Here is a 20,259-nt window from a genome sequence, read left to right on the forward strand (position 1 = left end):
CTCACCCTCCTCGGTGGGATCGGTCCCGCGCGTGCGCACGGGCCACGGCGACCTCACGCAGCAGCTTCTCCAGGGCGTAGCCCGCGTCGACGGACGCCCCCTTGACACCGGCATCGGCCCGTGCGGCCGCGCGCAGGGCGTGCCCGAGCCCCGGATCGGACCAGGCCCGGGCGGCCCGGGCCGCCTTCTCGACCTTCCAGTCCGGCATCTTCAGCACCCGGGCGAGGTCGGCCTTGTTACCCCCGCCGGCGGCGGAGACCCGAGCGAGTTCCCGCAGTCCGCCGGTGATCGCGCTTGAGATCAGCACCGGTGCGGTCCCACCCTCCATCGCCTGACGCAGCAGTGTCAGCGCCCGCGGCAGGTCACCACCGATGATCGCGTCGGCGACCGCGAAGCCGGACGCCTCCGCCCGACCCCGGTGGAAGCGGGCCACCGCGACCTCGTCGAGCAGGCCGCCCTCGGTGTCGGCCACCAGCTGGTCGCACACCGCGGCCAGCTCACGCAGGTCACCGCCGACGGCGTCGAGCAGAGCCCGGGCGGCGCCCTCACTGATCCGCCCGCCGAGCCGGCGTACCTCCGCGACCACGAAGTCATGCCGATCCCGCGGCCGGGTGATCTTCGCCGCGGGCATGACCCGCGCACCGGCGGCCTTCATCGCGTCGGCCAGTCTGCGGTTGCGCACCCCGCCCGAGTGCACCAGGACGAGCACGACGTCGGACGGCATCCGGCCGATGTGGACGAGCAGGGCGTCGCGCAGTTCGTCGCCGAGGTCCTGCCCGCCGCGGACCACCACCACCCGGCCACCGCCGAACATCGACGTGGCGCTCAGGTCGACCAGATCCGCCTCGGTCAGCTCCCCCGCGGCCCGGTCGACGATCTCCACCTCGGGGTCCCGCGCCCGCGCGGCGTCGACCACGGTGCGCACCGCCCGCCCGACCAGGAGATCCTCATCGCCCTGGACGAGGACGAGGGATGCCGACGTGGCGGCGTCCGCGGAGCCGGCTGCGGGGGTCACGCGGCCAGCATGTCACGGTCCGTCCCGCGGGCCGCGGCGCACCACCGAGGCCGCCACCGAGGGTCCCCCGTCCGCGCCGGCGGGTGCCGTGACGGCCAGCGCGCCGTCGCGGTCGGTGCGACCGACGGCGACTCCGGCGGCGCGCAGTGCCCGCAGGGTGGCGGCCGCGGGATGGCCGTAGTCGTTGCCCACGCCCACGCTGATCAGGGCGTAGCGGGCCCGCACGGCCCGTAGGAAATCCGGGTCCTGGTCGGCGGAGCCGTGGTGCGCCACCTTGAGCACGTCGGCGCGCAGGGCCGCCGCCGCGCCCGGCGCCCCCAGCGCCGCCTGTTGGCCGACGGCCTCGACATCACCGGTGAGCAGCACCCGCACGCCGTGGACCCGCGCGAGGATGACCAGGCTGTCGTTGTTCGCGTCGCTGTCCGTACCGTGCAGCAGCGTGCGCGGGGCGAGCACCGTCCAGCGCAGGGCGCCGACGTGGCCCTGGCTGTCGGCCGTGATGGTGCGAACGGGTACGGCGGCCTGACCCGCCCACCGGCGCACCAGCCGCCACTGGCCGGCAGGTTCCCGCAACTCCCCGACGAGCACCTCACCCACCCGCCGTCGGCCCAGCACCCCGGGCAGACCGTTCACATGATCGGCATGCAGGTGACTGAGGATGATCGCCGGTAGTTCCCGTACGCCGAGGTCGTCCAGGCAGCGGGTCAGCCGGGCCGGGTCGGGCCCGGCGTCGACCAGGACCGCCTGCCCCGGCCCGGTCCGCAGGACCAGCGCGTCGCCCTGCCCGACCTCGCAGGCCACCACCTGCCAGTCCGGCGGCGGCCAGGCCGCGACGCGCTCGATCACCGTGCACCGGGCCGCCAGCAGCCCCGCCAGTGCCGCGGCCACGATCCGGCGGGCGCCCCGACGACGCAGCAGGGCCAGCGCGGCCACGGCGACGACGAGCGCCAGGCCAGCGCCGAGCAGCCCTTCGGGCCAGCGCACCGTGGCGGCGGGCAGGCCCGCGGCGGTGCGGGCCACCGTCACCAGCCACCAGCAGGGCAGATCGGCGGCGTGGGCGAGCAGGCGGGCCGGGGCCGGTGCCACCGCGGCGACCAGCAGGGTCAGCACCCCCAGCACCGTCGCCGCCGGGACGGCCGGGGCGGCCACCAGGTTCGCCGGGATGGCGATCAGGCTGATGCCACCACCGATCCAGGCGATCACCGGGGTGCAGGCGATCTGCGCGGCGGCCGCGACCGCGAGCGGCTCCGCGAGCCGCGGGTGCAGACGGCGGGCGAGACCGGCATGCCACCCGGGCGCCAGAATGATCATTCCAGCGGTGGCCTGGACGGACAGCGCGAACCCGACGGAGACGGCGAGCGTCGGCCAGACGAGCACGAGCACCGTCACGCTCGCCGCGAGGGCGGCCAGCGCCGCCCTGGGCCGTCCGCCGGCGAACGCGGCCAGGCCGATCAGGCCCATCACCCCGGCGCGCAGGACACTGGGCGACGGTCGCGCCAGCACCACGAAGGCGAGCAGGGTGCCGGCGGCGAGCACCGCCCGGCCCCGCGCCCCGCGCCCGGCCCGCCCGGCGACCAGCAGCGCCGTGGCGGTCACGACGGCCACGTTGCCGCCACTGACGGCCGTCAGATGGGTCAGACCGGCGGCCCGGAAGTCGTCGCGCAGGCCTTCGTCGAGGGCGCTGACATCACCGTCGACGAGGGCCGGCAGCAGGCCGCGGCGTGGCTGTGGCAGGCCCGAGGCCGCCGCGCGCAGGCCCGAGCGCAGCCGACCGGCCGTCCGTTGCGGCCAGCTCGGCTCGCCCCGCGGTCGGGGGGAGGCATCGCGGACCAGCATCGCCGCGGCGACGGTGGGATCGCGCCGTGGTGGGGAGAGCCGGCCCCGCACCTCGAGGTGCTGGCTGGGCAGCAGGTCGCCCCAGTGCGCGCCACGCACCAGCAGCACCACCCGGGCCTGCCCACGCAGGTGGACGAGGCCGGCGTCCACCCGTTCCAGCCGGGCCGGCACGGTGAAGGACGGCCCGCCTCGGTCACCCGGGCCGCCCGTCGCGGCGGCGAGCCGCCGTGGATCGTCGGTGACGACGACCCGTGCGGTGACCGTCGCCTGCCGGTCCACCAGATCGGACAGGGGCCCTCGGTCACCCGGCCGGGTCGCAAGACCGCCGGCGAGCAGGCCCGCGGCCAGAAACGACACCGCCACCACGGCGAGCGCCGGACCCGCGGCCAGCCGCACCGGGCTTCGACGACGCCGGCGGTGCCGGCGCCGGGCGGCCAGCGCAAGCGGCACGATGAGCACGACCGCGGCGGCGGCCAGCAGGACCGCGTCCGGCAGGGTCGTTCCCACCGCCAGGGCGGCACCGGCCCAGGCGGCCACAGCCGGCGTGATCAGGCGTGCGTCAAGGACCGGTGGCGTCGAGGACGGCCGTTGTGCCAGCGCGAGTCCCGTCTCCAGGCCGACGGAGACCACGCGCTCAGACCCTGATCAGGGGAAGCAGATCCGCGAGACGCTTGTCGCCGACCCCGGTGACCTCCCCCAGTTGCTGGGGCGAGCCGAAGTGGCCGTGTTCGACCCGCCACTGCACGATCCGCTGCGCGAGCACCGGACCGACCCCGGGCAGCGCGTCCAGCTGCTCGGCGGAGGCGCTGTTGAGATCCAGCGGACTGCCGCCGCCCCCGCCGCCGGCCCCCGCCGCGGTACCGGGGGCGGCGCCGGTACCGACGGGCGGCGCCTGCGATGGCGGCCCGGGCTGGCCGTCCACCAGCACCTGCTCGCCGTCGACGAGCAGCCGGGCGAGCGCGACGCCGGTGGTGTCGACGCCGGGCAGCGCCCCGCCGGCCCGCTCGAGCGCGTCGACGACACGTGAGCCCGCCGGCAGCCGGACGACTCCTGGATTGCGCACCCTGCCCGCGACATCGACCACCACCTCACCGGGCGGCGCGCCGGTGCCGCCAGCCGGGCGGGCCGCGGCGGACCCGGCGACGCCGGTGGTGGCGGCGCCCGAGTCCGTCACGCTCTCGGGGGCGGTGGCTCCGGGCGAGAGGGCCGCGATCACCGCCGAGGAGCTGGCCGGGGGTGCGCTCACCGGCACCGGGCGATGCTGCCAGGCGAGCCAGGTCGCCACGGCCGCCGCCCCGAGCGCGACCAGCGCCAGCACAAGCGCGGCGCTCGCCGCCGGTGCCACCACCGCCGAGCGCAGCGCCAGCGGGAGTCGGTCGGCGACCCGAGCCCGTATCAGCCGCGCACGACCCGCCGGGGGCGCACCGGACGCCGCGCCAGGCCGATCCTCGGGGTCAGCCGGACCACCGAAACCAGCCGGATCGCCGACATCATCGGGATCGAAACCCTCCTCGAGGTCAGCGCGGCCGGCGGCCAGGTCGCCTCGGCCCCGTGGACGCTCTCCCCCGAACACGGGAGGCCTCCGTCCGGCACCGGACGCGCCCTCGGCGGCGTCCCAGTCGGTGGACCAGTCGAGAAGCAGATCATCGCCCGCCCAGGCGTCCCGCTCCGGCTCGCCGGCGTCACCCGGATCGAATGATCGCTGTCGGCCTCGGTGCTCCCGACCATCGGCACGAAGCGGCTCGGTGGCGAACCTGCCCGCCCGCACCCGGCACGTGGGCACCAACGCCCCGGGCTCAGGGAGCGGTGGGACCGGCGTGGGAGGCAGCGTCGCAGCGGCGGACGGCACGGATACGGCGGGCGGCGGAAAGGGATCAGGCGGACGCGGACCGGGCGGGAGCGGATCAGGCGGGAGCGGAGCGGCCGGGGGCACCGGCGCGGTGGGCGCAGCCCGCGCGGCCACGGACCGGGGCCGGGGCCCGGACCGGGCCGGGGGGCGAGCGGCGGCTGGGCACCCGGGGCCGGGGGTGGCGATGACCATGGGCGAAACCGTAGATCGCACGGCGCCCGGCCGGCAGTCCCCGACCTCGGTCTGTGGACGGTCCAGCGTCGTCCACAGGCCGTACCGCTTGTCCTGCGGTGTTCATCCGCCCGACGGAATATGCGCCGGGAACACGCGTTGACCCAGGCTGTAAGTTGCATACGCAATCAAATTTGGCCGACAGCGACCGCCAGATCACGGTGACCGACCCACCTGTGGAAGGTCAGTCCGTTGACGGCACACCCAGGAGGACGCGATGACCGCCCCAGCTCCCACCGTGATCGACCTGACCGGCACCTGGACGCTCGACCCGGCCCACACCCGCATCGGGTTCTCCGCCCGCCACGCGATGGTCACCACCGTGCGCGGGCAGTTCAAGGAGGTCGAGGGCACCCTGCAGCTCGACGCGGTCGACCCGACCGCCTCCAGCGCGTCCGTGACGATCCAGACCGCCTCGTTCGACACCGGCGTGCCGGACCGGGACGGTCACGTGAAGTCGGCGGACCTGCTCGACGTGGCCACCTACCCGACGATCACCTTCGTCAGCACCGGCGCGACCGCCGGCAAGGGCGACGACGAGTACGTCCTGACCGGCCAGCTCACGATCCACGGCGTCACCAGCTCGGTCGACCTCGCCGTGACGTTCGAGGGCAGCTCCAGGGACCCGTTCGGCAACACCCGCGCGGGCTTCACCGCGACCACGTCGATCAGTCGCAAGGAGTTCGGTATCTCCTTCAACGCGGCCCTGGAGACCGGTGGCGTCCTGCTCAGCGACAAGATCAAGATCGAGCTGGACATCTCGGCGATCAAGAGCTCCTGACCTGCGCGGCGAAGCCGCCGTCCGGCTGCCGAGTCCAGAGCAGGCACGTCGCTGTTGCGTGGCGCACCTCAGCGGTATGGTCCACACGACCACGACATTCTGGAAGCAGTACGGGAGGTTCGCCGATGCGCGTGAACGTCGATTTCGACCGCTGTGCAAGCAGCGGCACGTGTGTCCGGCTCGTGCCGGACATCTTCGAGATCCGCGATGATGGCTACCTTTACCTGCTGAACGAGGAGCCGGACGACTCGCGGGCGGACGACCTTCAGGAGGCGGTCGAGTGCTGCCCGACCGAGGCCATCAGCATCTCCGCAAGCTGACCGCCCAGCGATCGTGACGCCTGCGGTGTGACGAAGGGCGGTACTCGCCCGAATCGCTTCGGGCGAGTACCGCCCTTCGCGTCCACCCGCTTCGCCACCGGAGCAGGCGAAGCGAGAAGACAGCGGACGCACCAGACCGGAGCGGACCGGTCCGCCGACGGAACGGCGATCAGCCTCCGATCACGACACCGGCCGAGAGCGCTGTGGCACGGGGGCCGCCGGACTCCTCGATCGCCTCGGCGACGGCCTCGTCGAGTTCCACCTGGTCGGTCAGTTCGGGGCCCTTGTTGCGCACGTTGCCGACCGCCGTACCGACGGGATGCGCGAGCAGCACGCCGGCCGGCGCGGGACGCAGCAGCGCGGTGAGGTCCGCCGGGTCGGTGGCCGGGTCGATCCAGCGATCCCAGGCGGCGACGGGCAGGATCACCGGGGACCGGTCGTGCAGGAACGAAAGCCCCTCGGCCGCGGTGGTGGTCAGGATCGTGAACGTCGCCAGGGGTTCGTCACCCTTGCGCCAGACCTCGTGGAGCCCGGCGAAGGCGAGGATGTCGCCGGTGGCCGGATGGCCGGCCGGGTACATGTAGAACGGCTGACCCCGGCGGGCTCCCCCACCTGGCCGGAACCACTCGTAGAAGCCGGTGGCGGGCACCAGGCAGCGCCGGGCGGCGTACGCCGCCCGGAACGCGGGTTTGACGGCCACCGTCTCCGCGCGGGCGTTGATCATCCGGGCGCCGATCGAACGGTCCTTCGCCCAGGACGGGACCAGCCCCCAGGTGGCCAGCCGCAGCACCCGCTCACCGACCGCAGCGGCGCCGGCTCCGGTGTCGGTGTCAGCTCCGGTGTCGGAGGGCTGCTCGGCGACGACGATCGGCATCGTGGAGGTGGGCGCGACGTTCGTGTTCTCCCGAATGGCTCCGCCGGTCTCGTCGCGCGCGGACATCGCCGCGACCAGATCGTCGGACTTCAGCTTCTGCGTATAACGACCGCACATGCTGTCCGAGTCTCCCAGGCACCTGTGACAGTTCCAGCCCGCCGGCCCCGCACCGTGCGCTCAGGACGGCCAGTCGAACAGCAGCGTGGCTCCCCCGGCGGCGCAGGCCAGCCCGCACAGGCCGAACAGAACGACCCAGAAGGCTCCGGGCAGCCTGGTCAGGCGGGCCAACTGGTCGGGGTCGGAGTCGGGTGCCCGCCGACGCCGACGCTGGCGCTGCAGTTCGACCAACGGACGCAACGCCCCGAGCAGCAGGAAACAGGCGATGTAGGTGGCGAAGCCGGCGCGGGCCGTCGCCGGCGCGAACCAGGAGATCACCAGGATCACCGCCGTGCTGACCACCAGCGACAGCACGCCGAACCCGTTGCGGATCACCACCAGCATCGTCAGCAGCAGCGCGACGCACAGCTGCAGCACCAGGCTCGACCGGCCGGCCGCCAACAGTCCGACCGCGCCCAGCCCGATCAGCGACGGCGCGGGATAACCCGCGGCCACCGTCGCGATGACCCCGGGCCCGGTCGGCCGCCCGGAGGAGACCGTGACGCCGGAGGTGTCGGAATGCAGCCGTACCCCGGCGAGGCGGCGACCGCTGAGCACCGCCACCAGCGCGTGTCCGCCTTCGTGGGCGATCGTGATGACATGACGGGCGACTGGCCACAGCCGGTTGCTCAGCACCGTCAGCGCCGCGAGGACGGCGGCCAGGACCAGCACCCAGCCGGGTGGATTCGGCTGCGCCTCGAAACTGCGCCGAAGGATCTCCATCCAGTTCGCCCCCTCCGACCCGAACGACGACACAACAGCCGGCGAAAGGCCATCATCTCTGGTGGATCGTCCGGTGGGTACGGGGGCCCCGCGTCGGTGCCGGGGTGGGCCGCGGCGGTCTGACTCCCCGCGCTGGCCACGACCGGACACGACGGTAGGGTCGCAGGCGGGCAGCGCAGCCCGGAGGGCGAAACCTGGCAGGGACTACCCAAGGAGAGGCCCGTCCGTGGCGGAATACGTCTACCGGCCGGTCGTCGGCGTGGCGAAGGGCCTGTTCGCGGGCCTGCGCCTGCGGATCGACATGCAGGGTGTCGAGCACATCCCGGCGTCCGGCGGTGCGATCGTGCTGATGAACCACGTGTCCTACCTCGACTTCGCCCTCGCCGGCCTGCCGTTCTGGGCGGCGGGACGCCGGCCGGTGCGGTTCATGGCGAAGAAGGCCGTGTTCGATCACCGGATCGGTGGCCCGCTGATGCGGGGGATGCATCACATCCCGGTCGACCGCAAGGCGGGGGCGGGGTCGCTGCGGGAGGCGTTGCAGGCGCTGCGGGCCGGTGAGCTGGTGGGTGTCTTCCCCGAGGCGACGATCAGCCCGAGTTTCTGCCTCGCCCCGTTCAAGTCGGGCGCCGCCCGGATGGCCGCGAGCGCGGGGGTGCCGGTCATCCCGATGGTGATCTGGGGTAGTCAGCGCGTCCTGACCAAGGGGCGGCCGTTGCGTCCGCGGGAGGCGATCGGCACGCCCATCACGATCACCGTGGGTGAGCCGGTACCCGCCGCGGAGCTCGCCGACCGGCAGGCCGGAACAGACCTGCTGTACAAGGTCATGACGAACCTGCTCGACACCGCCCAGCGGGGCTACCCACGTCCCGGCGCGGGCGAGCCGGACTGGTGGCTGCCCGCGCACCTGGGCGGATCGGCACCGCCGGTCGAGCCCGCCGACGACGCCGGCTGAACGGTCACGCCGGCTGCCCACTGGTGGCGGCCTGGCGCTTCGGCGCCGTCGCCCGCCGGTATCGTCCGCCACGGTGATCGCCTTGCGAGGTGGAGCGGCGGAGGTGGTCGAGCGTGCCCGTCGCGGGCTGGGTCCTGCTGGTGACCGTGGCCGTGGCGCTGATCGTCACGGCCGCGCTGGTCGACCGCCGTGGCGGTGGACGGGTCGCACTGCGCCGCCGGTTCGGCCCGGAGTACGACCGGGCGGTCGCCGAACTGGGCAGCCGTCGCGCGGCGCATCGCCATCTGCTGGCCGTCGCCGAACGGCGTGACACCCTCACCCTGGTCGCCCTCACCGAGGCGGAGCGGACCGCCTTCGTCCGCCGCTGGCAGGGGCTCCAAAGCCGCTTCGTGGACGACCCGGGCGGGATCACCCGCCAGGCCGACGAACTGGTCAGCGAGGTGATGCGGGCCCGCGGCTACCCGCAGGGCGATGTCCGCGAGCGCGCCGAACTCCTCGGCGTGGACCATCCCGAACTGGCGCAGGCCTACCGCCAGGCGCACACCGACGCCCAGGCCGGCGCCGACACCGAGAAACTGCGGCAGGCGCTGCTGCGGCTGCGTGACCTGTTCCACCGGCTGCTCGGCCCCGCCCCGACATCTCCCCCGGCCGCTCAGGCGGCGTCCTCACCCGAGCAGCCCAAGCCGTCCAGCGGTTCGGACGGCCCGAAGGACGCTCAGGCCCGGTAACGGTCGGCGAGGGCCCGCGCGCGGGACGGTTGGACGTGGGCCAGGGTCAGGTCGCCGCCGTAGTGGGCGAGGACCCGGTCGTCCATCAGGTGGAACCACAGTGGTGGCAGCCAGGCGGCCACCAGCAGGGTGGCGTAGCCCGCGGGCAGCTGCGGCGACTCGGGGAACGAACGCAGCGCCTGGTAACGCCGGGTCGGATGCGCATGATGATCACTGTGTCGTTGCAGCTGGTAGAGAGCCAGGTTGCTGACCACCGCGTCGCTGTTCCAGCTGTGCCGGGGGGTGACCGGTTCGTATCGTCCACCCGGCAGGCGGGCCCGGGCGAGACCGTAGTGCTCGATGTAGTTGACCCCTTCGAGCAGGCTCACCCCGACGAGGGCCTGGGCGACCAGGAAACCCAGCACCCCGACGCCGAAGATCGCGCTCAGGGTGCCGTACAGCGTCGCGGTGAGCAGCCAGCCGCGCAGCACCTCGTTGCGCGGCGACCAGACCCGCCGGCCACGCTGGCGCAGCCGGTCGGCCTCCAGCACCCAGGCCGACCGCAGTCCCCCGAACACCGTCCGCGGCCAGAACCGCCAGAAGCCCTCACCGAGGCGGGCGCTGGCCGGATCCCGCGGCGTCGCGACCCGCCGGTGATGGCCACGGTTGTGTTCGACGAGGAAATGGCCGTAGCCGGTGGCGGCCAGCATCAGCCGGGCCAGGACCCGCTCGAGCCGGTTCCGCCGGTGGCCCAGTTCGTGGGCGGTGGTGATGCCCACCCCGGTGACGCTGCCGACGGAGAGCACCGCACCGACCCGCGCCAGCACCGACAGGTGCCCCTGCCCCCAGGCGGCGGCACCCAGAACCAGCGCGATCCCGGCCAGCGGCAGGTACAGATAGGTGCAGCGCCGGTAGTACCGGTCCGCCTCGAGCTGTGCCCGCACGGCCTCCGGCGGATTGACCGTGTCCGGCGGTGACGTGAGATCGAGCAGCGGGACCAGGCCGAACACGAACAGCGGGGTGATCCACCAGTGCAACCCGACACCGGTGCGGTGCCACAACCCGTAGCCGACGATGGCCGTCAGCGGGACGACGGTGGCGGTGAGCCACATGTACCGCTTGCCGTCACGCCAGGCGGGACAGTCGGGGACGGTGAGCACAGGGGCGACCACAGGGACCTCCCATTCACCGGGCGCGCCGGCCCACAGCCGGACGCGCCGAGTCGGCCGCGGCGACCGACCCAGGACCACCGGGGGGCGCCGACGGGTCAATCTGCCAGCCCGATCGGTGCGCCGACAACAGGACCTCCACCACATGGCACCCAGGTGGTAGCCGACAGTGGTGGCACCACCGTGCCGCCGCGCAGGTCCCGGTCGATGACCGACTCACCGCCCTGGGTCGGCGGGGTGATGGTGGCCACGCTGATCCTGCCGATGCTGGTCCTGATCACCTACACCCTGCTTCCCCTGCCCGGCCAGGTACGGTTCGGCGCCGGGAACTACGTGCTCGCCGGTGCGCTGTTCGTCCTGAACATCGGCCTGCCCCGCCTGCTGCGCCGCATCCGCCGGCTACGCCGCCGCGGCGGCCAGCGAACCCAGCCCGGCCGGCGAACGTAGCCCGGCCAGCGCCGACCTCGGTGGGCGCGTAACAAGCGCCACGATGGGGCTGCCAGCCGACGGTGAGCTGCCACGATGACCAGGTGTCCGCGCTGGTCGTCCTGCTGGTGGGGCTGGTCGCGGGGATCTGCGTCCGACGCCGCTCGCACCCACCGCCTGCGGCCGCGGCGGTGGTGAACACCTGGCTGCTCGACATCGCGTTGCCCGCCCTGGTGCTGCACACGGTGCACCTCGTCGACTTCCCGGACCATCTCGCGCTCGTCGTGGCCGCCCCCTACCTGCTGTTCGCGATCTCCTGCGCGCTCTACCTGTTCGCGGGCCGGCTCCTGCGCCTGCCCCGCCAGACGGTGACCGCCCTGATCGCCGCGACCGCGGTGGCCAACACCAGCTTCGTCGGCTTTCCGATGGTGACCGCGTTCTACGGTGCCGATGATGTGGCGATCGCCGTGCTCGTCGACCAGCTCGGCTCGTTCCTGCTGGTGAACACCATCGTTCTGGTCACGGTGACGGTCGTCGCCGGGGCGGCGCTGCCCCGCGTGGAGCTGGCGCGCCGGGTCCTGACCTCGCCGGCGCTGCTGGCCCTGGTCGGCGCGCTGCTGCTGCGCCCGGTGACCTTCCCGTCCTGGCTGGACGAGGCGTTGGTGTCCCTCGGCGCCACCCTCACCCCGCTCGCGCTGTTCTCGATCGGGATGCAGCTGGAGGTCCCGGCGGCCCGCCGGTACCGGCGGGAGCTCGTCCTTGGCCTCGGGGTGAAGCTGGTCGTCGCGCCCGCCCTCGTCGTCGGCTGCTACGCGCTGGCCGGCGGCCTGGGCAACCACGGTGTGACCATCGCCCTGTTCGAGACGGCGATGCCGCCGATGGTCGCCGGTGCGCTGATCGCCACCCGCCATGACCTGGCCACCCCGCTGCCCAGCCTGCTGGTGGGTGTGGGTGTGCCGTTGAGCCTGCTCACCCTGCCGCTGTGGGCGCTGCTGCTCGGCTCCTGATCCACCCCGCTCGGACGGCTGTCCCGCGACCACCAGAGAAGATCTTGATCGGGGCGAATCTGGTGAGTCGGACAGGCCCACCGTCTAGGGTGGATGACAGGACGATCGCCGACGAATCCGTGGTGTCGGCGTCGCCTGCGTACCCGCGTTCGGGGCGTCGGCGTTGGCGTCCGAGAGGAGTGGGATCTTCGGTGAGTGCGGTGCAGACAGCGACGTTGGCCGACGGTGTGGCCGAGGCCACGACCGGTCCGGCCGGGTACACCCGGCTCGGGGTCATCGGCTGCGGCCTGATGGGGTCCGGCATCGCCGAGGTGGCCGCCCGCGCGGGGCTCGACGTGGCCGTCCGGGAGATCAACGAGGGTGCGCTCGAGGCCGGCCGTAAGCGCCTGACCTCCTCGTTCGACCGGGCGCTGCGCGGCGGCAAGATCAGCGAGTCGGATCGGGACGCGGCGCTGGCCCGGCTGACGTTCACCACCGAGCTCGAGGCGTTCGCCGACCGGGACGTCGTCGTCGAGGCGATCGCGGAGAACGAGCGGCTCAAGGCCGAGATCTTCGGCACCCTCGACAAGGTCGTCACCCGCCCCGACGCGATCTTCGCATCCAACACCTCGTCGATTCCGATCATGAAGCTGGGGGTGGCGACGTCCCGGCCCGAGCAGGTCGTCGGCATCCACTTCTTCAACCCGGTGCCGGTGCAGAAGCTCGTCGAGATCGTCCCGTCGCTGCTGACATCCGAGCGGACCGTGGCCGCCGCCGAGAGCTTCGCCGCCGAGGCGCTGGGCAAGCAGACCATCCGCTCCACCGACCGCGCCGGCTTCGTGGTCAACGCGCTGCTCGTGCCGTTCCTGCTCTCGGCGATCCGGATGCTCGAGGCGGGCCTCGCCGCCGCCGACGACATCGACAACGGCATGGTGCTCGGCTGCGCCCATCCGATGGGTCCGCTCAAGCTGTGCGACCTGATCGGCCTGGACACGATCAAGGGTGTGGCCGACTCGATGTACGCCGAGTTCAAGGAGCCGCTGTACGCCGCGCCGCCGCTGCTGCTGCGGATGGTCGACGCGGGCCTGCTCGGCCGTAAGAGCGGACGCGGGTTCCACACGTACACCCGATAGGACTCCGGCGCCGGGTGCCGGTCATCTGATGCCGGGTATCCGGGTCACATCGAGGATCTGACTGCGACCAGCGGGCGGGCTGCCATGAACGCGTCGTTCGACCTTTACCAGCTTCCCGAGGAGCACATCGCGCTGCGGGAGGCGGTGCGTGGCCTCGCCGACAAGGAGATCGCCCCGTACGCGGCGGACGCCGACGAGCACGAACGCTTCACCGTCGAGGCGTACGGCGCGCTCGCCCGCGCCGGCTTCGCCGCGGTGCACATCGACGAGGCCTACGGCGGGCAGGGGGCCGACTCGGTCGCCACCTGCATCCTGATCGAGGAGGTCGCCCGGGCCTGCGCGGCGAGTTCACTGATACCGGCGGTGAACAAGCTCGGCAGCCTGCCGATCATCCTGTCCGGGTCGGAGGCGCTCAAGCGGCTCGTGCTGCCGTCACTGGCCAGCGGCGAGGCGATGATCTCCTACGCGCTGTCCGAGCGGGAGGCCGGTTCGGACAACGCCTCGATGCGCACCCGGGCCCGCCTCGACGGTGACCACTGGGTGCTGGACGGCACCAAGGCGTGGATCACCGGTGCCGGCGAGTCGACCTGGTACACGGTGATGGCCGTCACCGACCCGAACGCCACCCGCCGGGTCGACGGCATCTCGGCGTTCGTCGTGCACCGCGACGACCCCGGCTTCGCGGTGGGCACCAAGGAACGCAAGCTCGGTATCAAGGGCTCCCCCACCGCCGAGATCCACTTCACCGGCTGCACCATCCCCGCGGACCGGATCATCGGCGAACCAGGCACCGGCCTGCGCACCGCGCTGGCCACTCTCGACCACACCCGCCCGACCATCGGCGCCCAGGCCGTCGGCATCGCCCAGGGCGCGCTGGACGCGGCGCTGGCCTACGTCCGCGAACGCCGCCAGTTCGGCCGGGCCATCGCCGACAACCAGGGTGTGCAGTTCATGCTCGCCGACATGGGCATGAAGATCGAGGCGGCCCGCCACCTGGTGTACGTCTCGGCGGCGCGGGCCGAGCGTGGGGAGAAGGGCCTCGGCTTCGTCTCCGCCGCCGCCAAGTGCTTCGCCTCCGACGTCGCCATGGAGGTCACCACCGACGCCGTCCAGCTCTTCGGCGGCGCCGGCTACACCCGCGACTTCCCGGTCGAACGCATGATGCGCGACGCCAAGATCACCCAGATCTACGAAGGTACCAACCAGATCCAGCGCGTCGTCATGTCCCGCGCCCTGCTCAGGGGCTAGGAACTCCGCGTTTCCCCTGGCAGCAAACATGATCCGAGCTAGCAGGCGTCGTCCAAGCACAGGGCCGCTCCGATCCGTCGGCGGGCTGCCTCGTCCTGACCGACGATGCACCGGGCGTAGGCGTGCAACAGCACCGCTACCGAGTGCCCGGCCCACTGCACGATCTGCGTCGGGGCGACTCCGGCGTTGAGCCACTCCGGGACCGCGGTGTGCCGAAGGTCGTAGGGACCGCAAGCAGCGCGTCCGGGTAGGAGATGGCCCCCGCCCCACAGCGGTAGCGGAGCTGGCCTTGGCGGTACCGGTGGTCGCTGGGGCCGGAACCCCTGAGCGGGTCTCGCAGGCCTCCAGGAGGTGGGGGGCCATCTCCTCGACGGGCCGGGGCTGGGAGGTCCACCGGCATTGCGGCGACGAGACAGTAGCAGCGGCTATCGACTCTTGTAGATGTCGTGAGTCCCAATCCGCAACCAGCGCACGTGGGGACCGTCCCGGCCTGGGACGGGGTCCCCGTACTCCCACAGAGCCCGGCCGTCCTTCGCCCAGCGCAGCTCGAACACGCCCGACTCCGAGCGGAATCCCTTCACGCCGAGGCTCGGGTGGAACTGGCCCGTCTCCAGGCCCTCACGGAACAGTGCGACCGCGCGGCGGAACGCCCATCGCTGTTCGGAGGTCAGCCGCGCGTACTCCGCCATGAAGCGGGCCACCTGCTCGTACGTGGGCACGTGGTCACGATAGTGCGGTGATCGCCTGCCCTGATGAGGAGGTCGCGGCTACTCAGCTTGCCTTGGGGTGCTCCTCGGCGGCCAACTGGTCGAGGAGCGCGTCGAACGCGGCATCGGACAGGCAGAGGACGGTACGGCCCGCCTCGACGTCCTCGTGGGCCTCGTCGATCGCGCGCTTGGTGTCAGCGTCAGGTTCATCAACCCACTCGTGTGGCTCAGGGTAGGGCCGCATCGCTGGGTCCATGGTCAGCCTCCCTACCGATGCGCGCCGCACCAACTCAACCTTAGCTTCATCCATGATGGCTGACCGTGGCAGCCTGGGCGACACAAGGGGCCAGCGCGCCCGCCCGGGCGCCAAGGGCGGTCCCCGGGGGCAGAGTTCGGGCCGAAATCGAGGCCCAAGATCACCCAGATCTACGAGGGCACCAGCCAGCTCCTGCGCGGCTGACGGACCAGCCGAAGCCTGACCACGCCACCACCGTCGCCCCGGGATCGCGGGCCGCTCTGGGCACGTCTGGGCGCCTACGGATAGTCCGGATCGACGGTGCAGGGCCGGTGGGCGCGGCGCCCAGGCAGCGCCGGAAGAACAGCGCGCCGTCAGCCGTACGACCGTGAAACTCGATGCCCGGCCGTGTTGTGATGTGATGTGATGTGATGATTCCGGCGCACACAGGTGTATCTGGCCGTGGCGGGTGACGGGGGTCCACGTGAACGAGCGGCGGCGCAGTCTGCAGGATCGGATCCGGGCCCGCCAGTCCGACGTCTTCGTCGGCCGGACCGAGCAGCTCCGCCAGTTCGAGGAGAACCTGGACCTGCCGTTCGACGACCCGCGCCAGCGATTTCTGTTCAGCGTCTTCGGCGACGCGGGAATCGGCAAGACATTCCTCGTGCGCCAACTCGCCCGCGTCGCGCGGGAGAAACAGTGGCAGACGGCAACCGTCGACCACACCGTCCTCGGCGTGCCGGAGACGATGGCCTCGATCATCAACCAGCTTGAGCAGGCCGGTGTCAAGGTCCGCCGCTTTACCGAACGCTACGCGGCCTACCAGGCTCGGCGCGGAGAACTCGCTACCGACCCTGATGCACCGGACGGGCTGTCCTCCCTGCTGACAAAGAGCTTTGTCCGCGTCGGCCTCCATGCAGCCGGAGATGTTCCGGTCGCCGGAGCTCTGACCGAGGCCATCGACGCGGACGCGGCGGCCGAGCAGGTCGACCGGCTGCGTCGCTTCCTCGCAGGCAAGTTTCGCAACCACGACGATCTGCGCCTCGTGATATCTCCGATCTCCGAACTGACACCGGCGTTCATCGCCGATATCATGCAGGCCTGCGAACGCGCCCCACTTGCGCTGTTCTTCGACACCTACGAGCGGACCAGCGTTTTCCTCGACAGCTGGCTGATGGATCTGCTCCATGGTCGATTCGGGGACCTGCCCGAAAATCTGATCCTTACCGTCGCCGGCCAACACCGCCTAGATCCGAACCGCTGGGCGGAGTTCTTCGGTCTGCGCGCCGACATTCCGCTACGGGTCTTCACCGATGAGGAGGCTCGCGAACTACTTACTACCCGTGGCGTCACCGACGGTCGGGTCATCGAGGTCATCCTGACCCTGTCCGGGCGCCTTCCCGTGCTCCTGGCGATGCTTGCCGAAGGCAGACCCACCACCACGGACGAACTCGGCGACCCCAGCGGCGATGCCGTCGAACGTTTCCTTCGCTGGGAGGAGGATGAGACGCGCCGACAGGCTGCACTGCTGGCCGCCCTCCCCCGGGCTGTCGACGCCGACCGGGTCGCCGCCGCGCTGGACAGCGACGAGGTGGTCGCGGCGGCGACATTTTCCTGGCTTCGTAGCCTTCCCTTCGTCTCCGTGCGCGCCGAGGGCTCCCACCAGTACCACGACGTCGTCCGTGACCCGATGCTGCGCCAGCTCCGCCGCGAAGCTCCGAACACCTGGCGCACCGCGCACCTGCGCCTGGCCGAGTTCCACCGCGCCCGTCGCGCCGCGATGGCCTTGGCGGACCACGACGGGGCGCTCAACGATGCCTGGCAGGCGGATGCTCTCGAGGAGATCTACCACCGGCTCAGCGCACACGAGCCCGCAGCGCTCACCAAGGCCATGCATCATCTGATTGACACCTGGTACTGGGCCGAGCCGGATACGACCCGCCGGGCCGCCGAGGCGATCGCCGCCGCCGGTCGAGAAGGTGCCCACCCGGAGGCCGCGAGGCGCGCAGCGGCGATCCTCGCTCCCTTCTCCACCGTGCCCACGGACCCGATCGCACTCCTCACGATCTTCCTCCAGGACACCACCTGCGATGCGATCCATCGGGCCCGCGCACTCACCGATCGCGCCAAGGCGCTGTATGAACGAGGTGAGACCGTACGTGCTTTCGCGGACCTCACCGAAGCGGTTGAGCGCGCTCCGACGCTGGCATACGCGTGGGGCAGCAGAGGAAAATTTCACCGTCTCGCCGACCGGTTCGATGCCGCACTCACCGACCTCAACCGGGCCCTCGAACTCACACCCGACTACGCCTGGGCCCTGGCCAGCCGCGGACAGACCTACCAGGCCCTCCAACGCTACGACGAAGCACTCACCGACTTCAACCGCGCCCTCGAACTCACACCCGACGACGCCTGGCTACTCGACAGCCGGGCCGAGACCTACCAGGCCCTCCAACGCTACGACGAAGCACTCACCGACCTCAACCGCGCCCTCGAACTCAAACCCGACTACGCCTGGGCCCTGGGCAGCCGCGGACAGACCTACCAGGCCCTCCAACGCTACGACGAAGCACTCACCGACCTCAACCGCGCCCTCGAACTCGAACCCGACGCAACCTGGCTACTCGACAGCCGGGCCGAGACCTACCAGGCCCTCCAACGCTACGACGAAGCACTCACCGATCTGGATCGCAGTGTAGAAACGGACGACCAGGATGGGTGGACTCATTACTTTATCGGCCTTGTGCGCCACGCCATGGGAGCCAGCGATAACGCAGAGGCCGCGATCACCCGCGCGCTGGCCGTTGATCTGGAATCCCTCGAAGCGGATCCGGGCAATGCGCGGCTGAGTTTCAATGTGGCTGTCTACCTGCGAGCCCTCGACCGCGAGGAAGAAGCCGAGGCGCGCGTGCTGGCCACGCTTGCCACGGATCCCGTGCCACCAGCCCTGGCCTGTATCGACGATCTCAAGCAGCTTCAGCGAACGACCGGTAAAGATGTCACGCGTCTACTCGCCCTGTTGGAACGACCACCGATCAGTTGATGCAGGCCGCGGCTGCGGTGGTGGTTGGGATGGCAGTCGGGCTGACCGAGGCGGTCGGTCCCGCCGCAGCGGAGCCGCGGCTCGGCGCGGTCGATGACGGCGTCACCGACGTGAGCTGTCTGGACTGCTCTGTGCCGGGTAGAGCCTTGCCTGCGATGACGACCGGGCCGGCGACTGACGCGGTTGCCTGGCTCGCCATGTCCGGGGTGGGCGTGGTTTCAAGGGCCGCGGACGAGTCCGCAGCCGGAGCGGTCTGGGGGCTGCCCGTGGGTGTCGGGGCCGGAGCAGTCGTTGCTGTACCCCCGCCCATCTGCTCGGCGAAGAAGGCGCGGACGGCGTTCGGGTCGTAGTAGAAGTAGAACGCCGGGGACGAGACCTCCCCGGTGATCGGGATGGTCGCGAAGCTCACCGAGCCGGTGCTCATGCCGCGCAGACGCTCGGCGAGCAGCCGCAGGTCCGTGATGCTGGTGCCCCCGTCGAGCACGGCGGCGTCGGTCAGCGCGTTCAGGAAGGACGTCAGCTTCCCGGGGCTCAGCAGTACGTCGGACGACGCCACCGTGCGGAACACCGCGGCCATGAACGCCTGCTGGCGGTGGATGCGGGACAGGTCGCCGTCCAGGAAGCCATGGCGTTGCCGGACGAACGCGAGCGCCTGCTCGCCGACCAGGTGGTTGGTGCCGGCGACGCCGGCGAAGCCGGAACTCGGGTCGTTCAGGTTCGTCGAGCGCACCCGGCGGCCGTTGTCCAGGGTGAGCGGCTCGACGTAGGGCGAGGCGACCAGGCAGACGTCGACCCCGCCGATCGCGGTGGTCATCCGCTGGAAGCCGCCGAAGTCGATCTCGGCGTAGTGGTCGATGCGGATGCCGGTGAGCTGTTCAAGGGTGGCCACCAGCAGGGCCGGGCCGCCGCTGTTGAAGGCGCTGTTCACCCGGTCGCGGCGGGCGCGGTGAGCGTCGCCGTCGGCGTCGGTGTACGACGGGATCGGCACGTACAGGTCCCGGGGGATGGACACGATCGAGGTGGTGCCGTCGGAGTCCAGGTGCGCGATCATCATCGTGTCGGAGCGGGCGCCGCCGACCTTCGCGGCATCGCTGCCGGTGCGCACGTCCGAGCCGACCAGCAGCCAGTTCTCGGTGCCCACCGGCACCGATGGCGGCCGGGTGACATCGGCGTGCGGCAGTGCGATGTCGGCCCGGTCGATCCGGCGGTCGTAGGCGGTGATGATCACCCAGCCGGCGACCGACGTGACCAGGATGACGAAGCTCACCAGCCCGGCGACCCCCAGCAGCAGTCGCGACCGCAGCCGTCGGCGTACCGGTGTGACCGGTGGCTCGTCGGGGGTGCCGGCCCTGGCCATGGTCACCATCGACAGCCCGCCGGCGGGCAGCGCCTCCTCGGGAAGCGTCCCGAACGTCGCCACGGCCCCCGCCCGCCTCGGCAGCTCCGCCGTCGGCACCTCGACCCGCCCGGCTCCCGCGGCGCTGCCACGCGAGATCGGCGTGGTCTCCGGGGCGGGCAGGACGGGTTCGGGGCCGCCCGCGCCGGCCGCGTCGATCACTCCGAGGTCGGTCGGGGCGGGACCGGAGCCGGCGGGATCGTCCACGCCACCGTCGGACCCGACGTGATCCGCTGCCCCGGTGCGCTGCCCGGTGACCGCCTGCTGTCCGGGAGCGCCCCGCCGCGGGGGATGCCCCACGCTCATCGTGCGTCGGCGAAGATCGGACGAAACGGACAAAAAGGCACACGGGTAATGCGGTGAGGCGACGCGATTACGTTCACCCGTCGCCTCTTCCACCCGATAGCCCTGATTAGCCCGTTAGATCTACCACCATAGGCAGCAGGACCGACCGGGTCGCGCACCGGCCGGC

General features: G+C 71.9%; 18 protein-coding genes. 9 read left to right on the top strand and 9 right to left on the bottom strand.

Annotated features, from left to right (window positions below; all coding sequences use genetic code 11):
- Position 1: 1 nt before the first annotated feature.
- Genes holA through MXD61_RS00195 form a run of 3 tightly spaced genes read right to left on the bottom strand, consistent with a single transcriptional unit; the run spans position 2 to position 4,634 of the window.
- On the bottom strand, positions 2 to 1,015 hold the full coding sequence (gene holA, locus MXD61_RS00185) for a DNA polymerase III subunit delta (protein WP_248810620.1): 1,014 nt from the start codon (positions 1,013 to 1,015) through the stop codon (positions 2 to 4).
- Positions 1,016 to 1,027: 12 nt separating this feature from the next.
- Positions 1,028 to 3,481 (bottom strand): ComEC/Rec2 family competence protein, encoded by a 2,454-nt coding sequence (locus MXD61_RS00190; protein ID WP_248810621.1) that lies wholly within the window; start codon positions 3,479 to 3,481, stop codon positions 1,028 to 1,030.
- 4 nt (positions 3,482 to 3,485) lie between these two features.
- Positions 3,486 to 4,634 (bottom strand): ComEA family DNA-binding protein, encoded by a 1,149-nt coding sequence (locus tag MXD61_RS00195; RefSeq protein ID WP_248810622.1) that lies wholly within the window; start codon positions 4,632 to 4,634, stop codon positions 3,486 to 3,488.
- Between the two features lie 514 nt (positions 4,635 to 5,148).
- Between MXD61_RS00195 and MXD61_RS00200 the strand changes: the two genes are divergently transcribed.
- Positions 5,149 to 5,712 (top strand): YceI family protein, encoded by a 564-nt coding sequence (locus tag MXD61_RS00200; RefSeq protein ID WP_248810623.1) that lies wholly within the window; start codon positions 5,149 to 5,151, stop codon positions 5,710 to 5,712.
- Positions 5,713 to 5,837: 125 nt separating this feature from the next.
- Entirely contained in the window at positions 5,838 to 6,032 is a 195-nt protein-coding gene (locus MXD61_RS00205) for a ferredoxin (protein WP_248810624.1), read from the top strand.
- A 169-nt stretch (positions 6,033 to 6,201) separates the two neighbouring features.
- On the opposite strand, the gene MXD61_RS00210 is transcribed toward MXD61_RS00205, so the two are convergent.
- Both MXD61_RS00210 and MXD61_RS00215 read right to left on the bottom strand, forming a co-directional pair.
- Entirely contained in the window at positions 6,202 to 7,023 is an 822-nt protein-coding gene (locus tag MXD61_RS00210) for an SOS response-associated peptidase (protein WP_248810626.1), read from the bottom strand.
- 60 nt (positions 7,024 to 7,083) lie between these two features.
- The gene (locus MXD61_RS00215) at positions 7,084 to 7,785 is read right to left on the bottom strand and encodes a M50 family metallopeptidase (protein ID WP_163549849.1); all 702 of its coding nucleotides are present in this window, start codon (positions 7,783 to 7,785) and stop codon (positions 7,084 to 7,086) included.
- 226 nt (positions 7,786 to 8,011) lie between these two features.
- Between MXD61_RS00215 and MXD61_RS00220 the strand changes: the two genes are divergently transcribed.
- Together MXD61_RS00220 and MXD61_RS00225 are read left to right on the top strand one after the other, a co-directional pair.
- On the top strand, positions 8,012 to 8,737 hold the full coding sequence (locus MXD61_RS00220) for a 1-acyl-sn-glycerol-3-phosphate acyltransferase (RefSeq protein ID WP_248810627.1): 726 nt from the start codon (positions 8,012 to 8,014) through the stop codon (positions 8,735 to 8,737).
- A gap of 113 nt (positions 8,738 to 8,850) precedes the next feature.
- Positions 8,851 to 9,465, top strand: a complete 615-nt coding sequence (locus MXD61_RS00225; RefSeq protein ID WP_248810629.1) for a hypothetical protein — start codon at positions 8,851 to 8,853, stop codon at positions 9,463 to 9,465.
- Here MXD61_RS00225 and MXD61_RS00230 read toward each other — a convergent pair.
- A complete protein-coding gene (locus tag MXD61_RS00230; RefSeq protein WP_248810630.1) occupies positions 9,453 to 10,616 on the bottom strand; it encodes an alkane 1-monooxygenase in 1,164 nt (387 codons plus the stop codon). The two genes, MXD61_RS00225 and MXD61_RS00230, sit on opposite strands and share 13 nt — an antisense overlap.
- A gap of 204 nt (positions 10,617 to 10,820) precedes the next feature.
- Between MXD61_RS00230 and MXD61_RS00235 the strand changes: the two genes are divergently transcribed.
- The 4 genes from MXD61_RS00235 to MXD61_RS00250 all read left to right on the top strand — a co-directional run bounded on the left by MXD61_RS00235 (position 10,821) and on the right by MXD61_RS00250 (position 14,406).
- Positions 10,821 to 11,060, top strand: a complete 240-nt coding sequence (locus MXD61_RS00235) for a hypothetical protein (protein WP_248810631.1) — start codon at positions 10,821 to 10,823, stop codon at positions 11,058 to 11,060.
- A gap of 83 nt (positions 11,061 to 11,143) precedes the next feature.
- Entirely contained in the window at positions 11,144 to 12,046 is a 903-nt protein-coding gene (locus tag MXD61_RS00240; protein WP_248810632.1) for an AEC family transporter, read from the top strand.
- A gap of 227 nt (positions 12,047 to 12,273) precedes the next feature.
- Positions 12,274 to 13,158 carry a 3-hydroxybutyryl-CoA dehydrogenase gene (locus MXD61_RS00245; protein WP_308222653.1) on the top strand — a complete coding sequence of 295 codons (885 nt, stop codon included), beginning with the start codon at positions 12,274 to 12,276 and terminating at the stop codon, positions 13,156 to 13,158.
- A gap of 84 nt (positions 13,159 to 13,242) precedes the next feature.
- Positions 13,243 to 14,406, top strand: coding sequence for an acyl-CoA dehydrogenase family protein (locus MXD61_RS00250; protein ID WP_248810633.1), 1,164 nt, complete (start codon positions 13,243 to 13,245; stop codon positions 14,404 to 14,406).
- A gap of 425 nt (positions 14,407 to 14,831) precedes the next feature.
- On the opposite strand, the gene MXD61_RS00255 is transcribed toward MXD61_RS00250, so the two are convergent.
- Positions 14,832 to 15,125: a hypothetical protein gene (locus MXD61_RS00255; RefSeq protein ID WP_248810634.1), complete on the bottom strand. Its 294-nt coding sequence runs from the start codon at positions 15,123 to 15,125 to the stop codon at positions 14,832 to 14,834.
- Between the two features lie 52 nt (positions 15,126 to 15,177).
- Positions 15,178 to 15,423: a hypothetical protein gene (locus tag MXD61_RS00260; protein WP_248810635.1), complete on the bottom strand. Its 246-nt coding sequence runs from the start codon at positions 15,421 to 15,423 to the stop codon at positions 15,178 to 15,180.
- A gap of 409 nt (positions 15,424 to 15,832) precedes the next feature.
- Here MXD61_RS00260 and MXD61_RS28265 point away from each other — a divergent pair, with 409 nt between their 5' ends.
- Complete coding sequence (locus MXD61_RS28265; RefSeq protein WP_248810636.1) at positions 15,833 to 18,391, top strand: tetratricopeptide repeat protein; 2,559 nt, start codon at positions 15,833 to 15,835, stop codon at positions 18,389 to 18,391.
- Here the strand turns inward: MXD61_RS28265 and MXD61_RS00270 are convergent.
- Positions 18,384 to 20,087 (bottom strand): LCP family protein, encoded by a 1,704-nt coding sequence (locus MXD61_RS00270; protein WP_248810637.1) that lies wholly within the window; start codon positions 20,085 to 20,087, stop codon positions 18,384 to 18,386. The genes MXD61_RS28265 and MXD61_RS00270 overlap by 8 nt on opposite strands.
- Positions 20,088 to 20,259: the final 172 nt, after the last annotated feature.

Origin of the sequence: Frankia sp. AgPm24, assembly GCF_023243055.1 — a bacterium.
Taxonomy (GTDB): Bacteria; Actinomycetota; Actinomycetes; order Frankiales; family Frankiaceae; genus Frankia; species Frankia umida.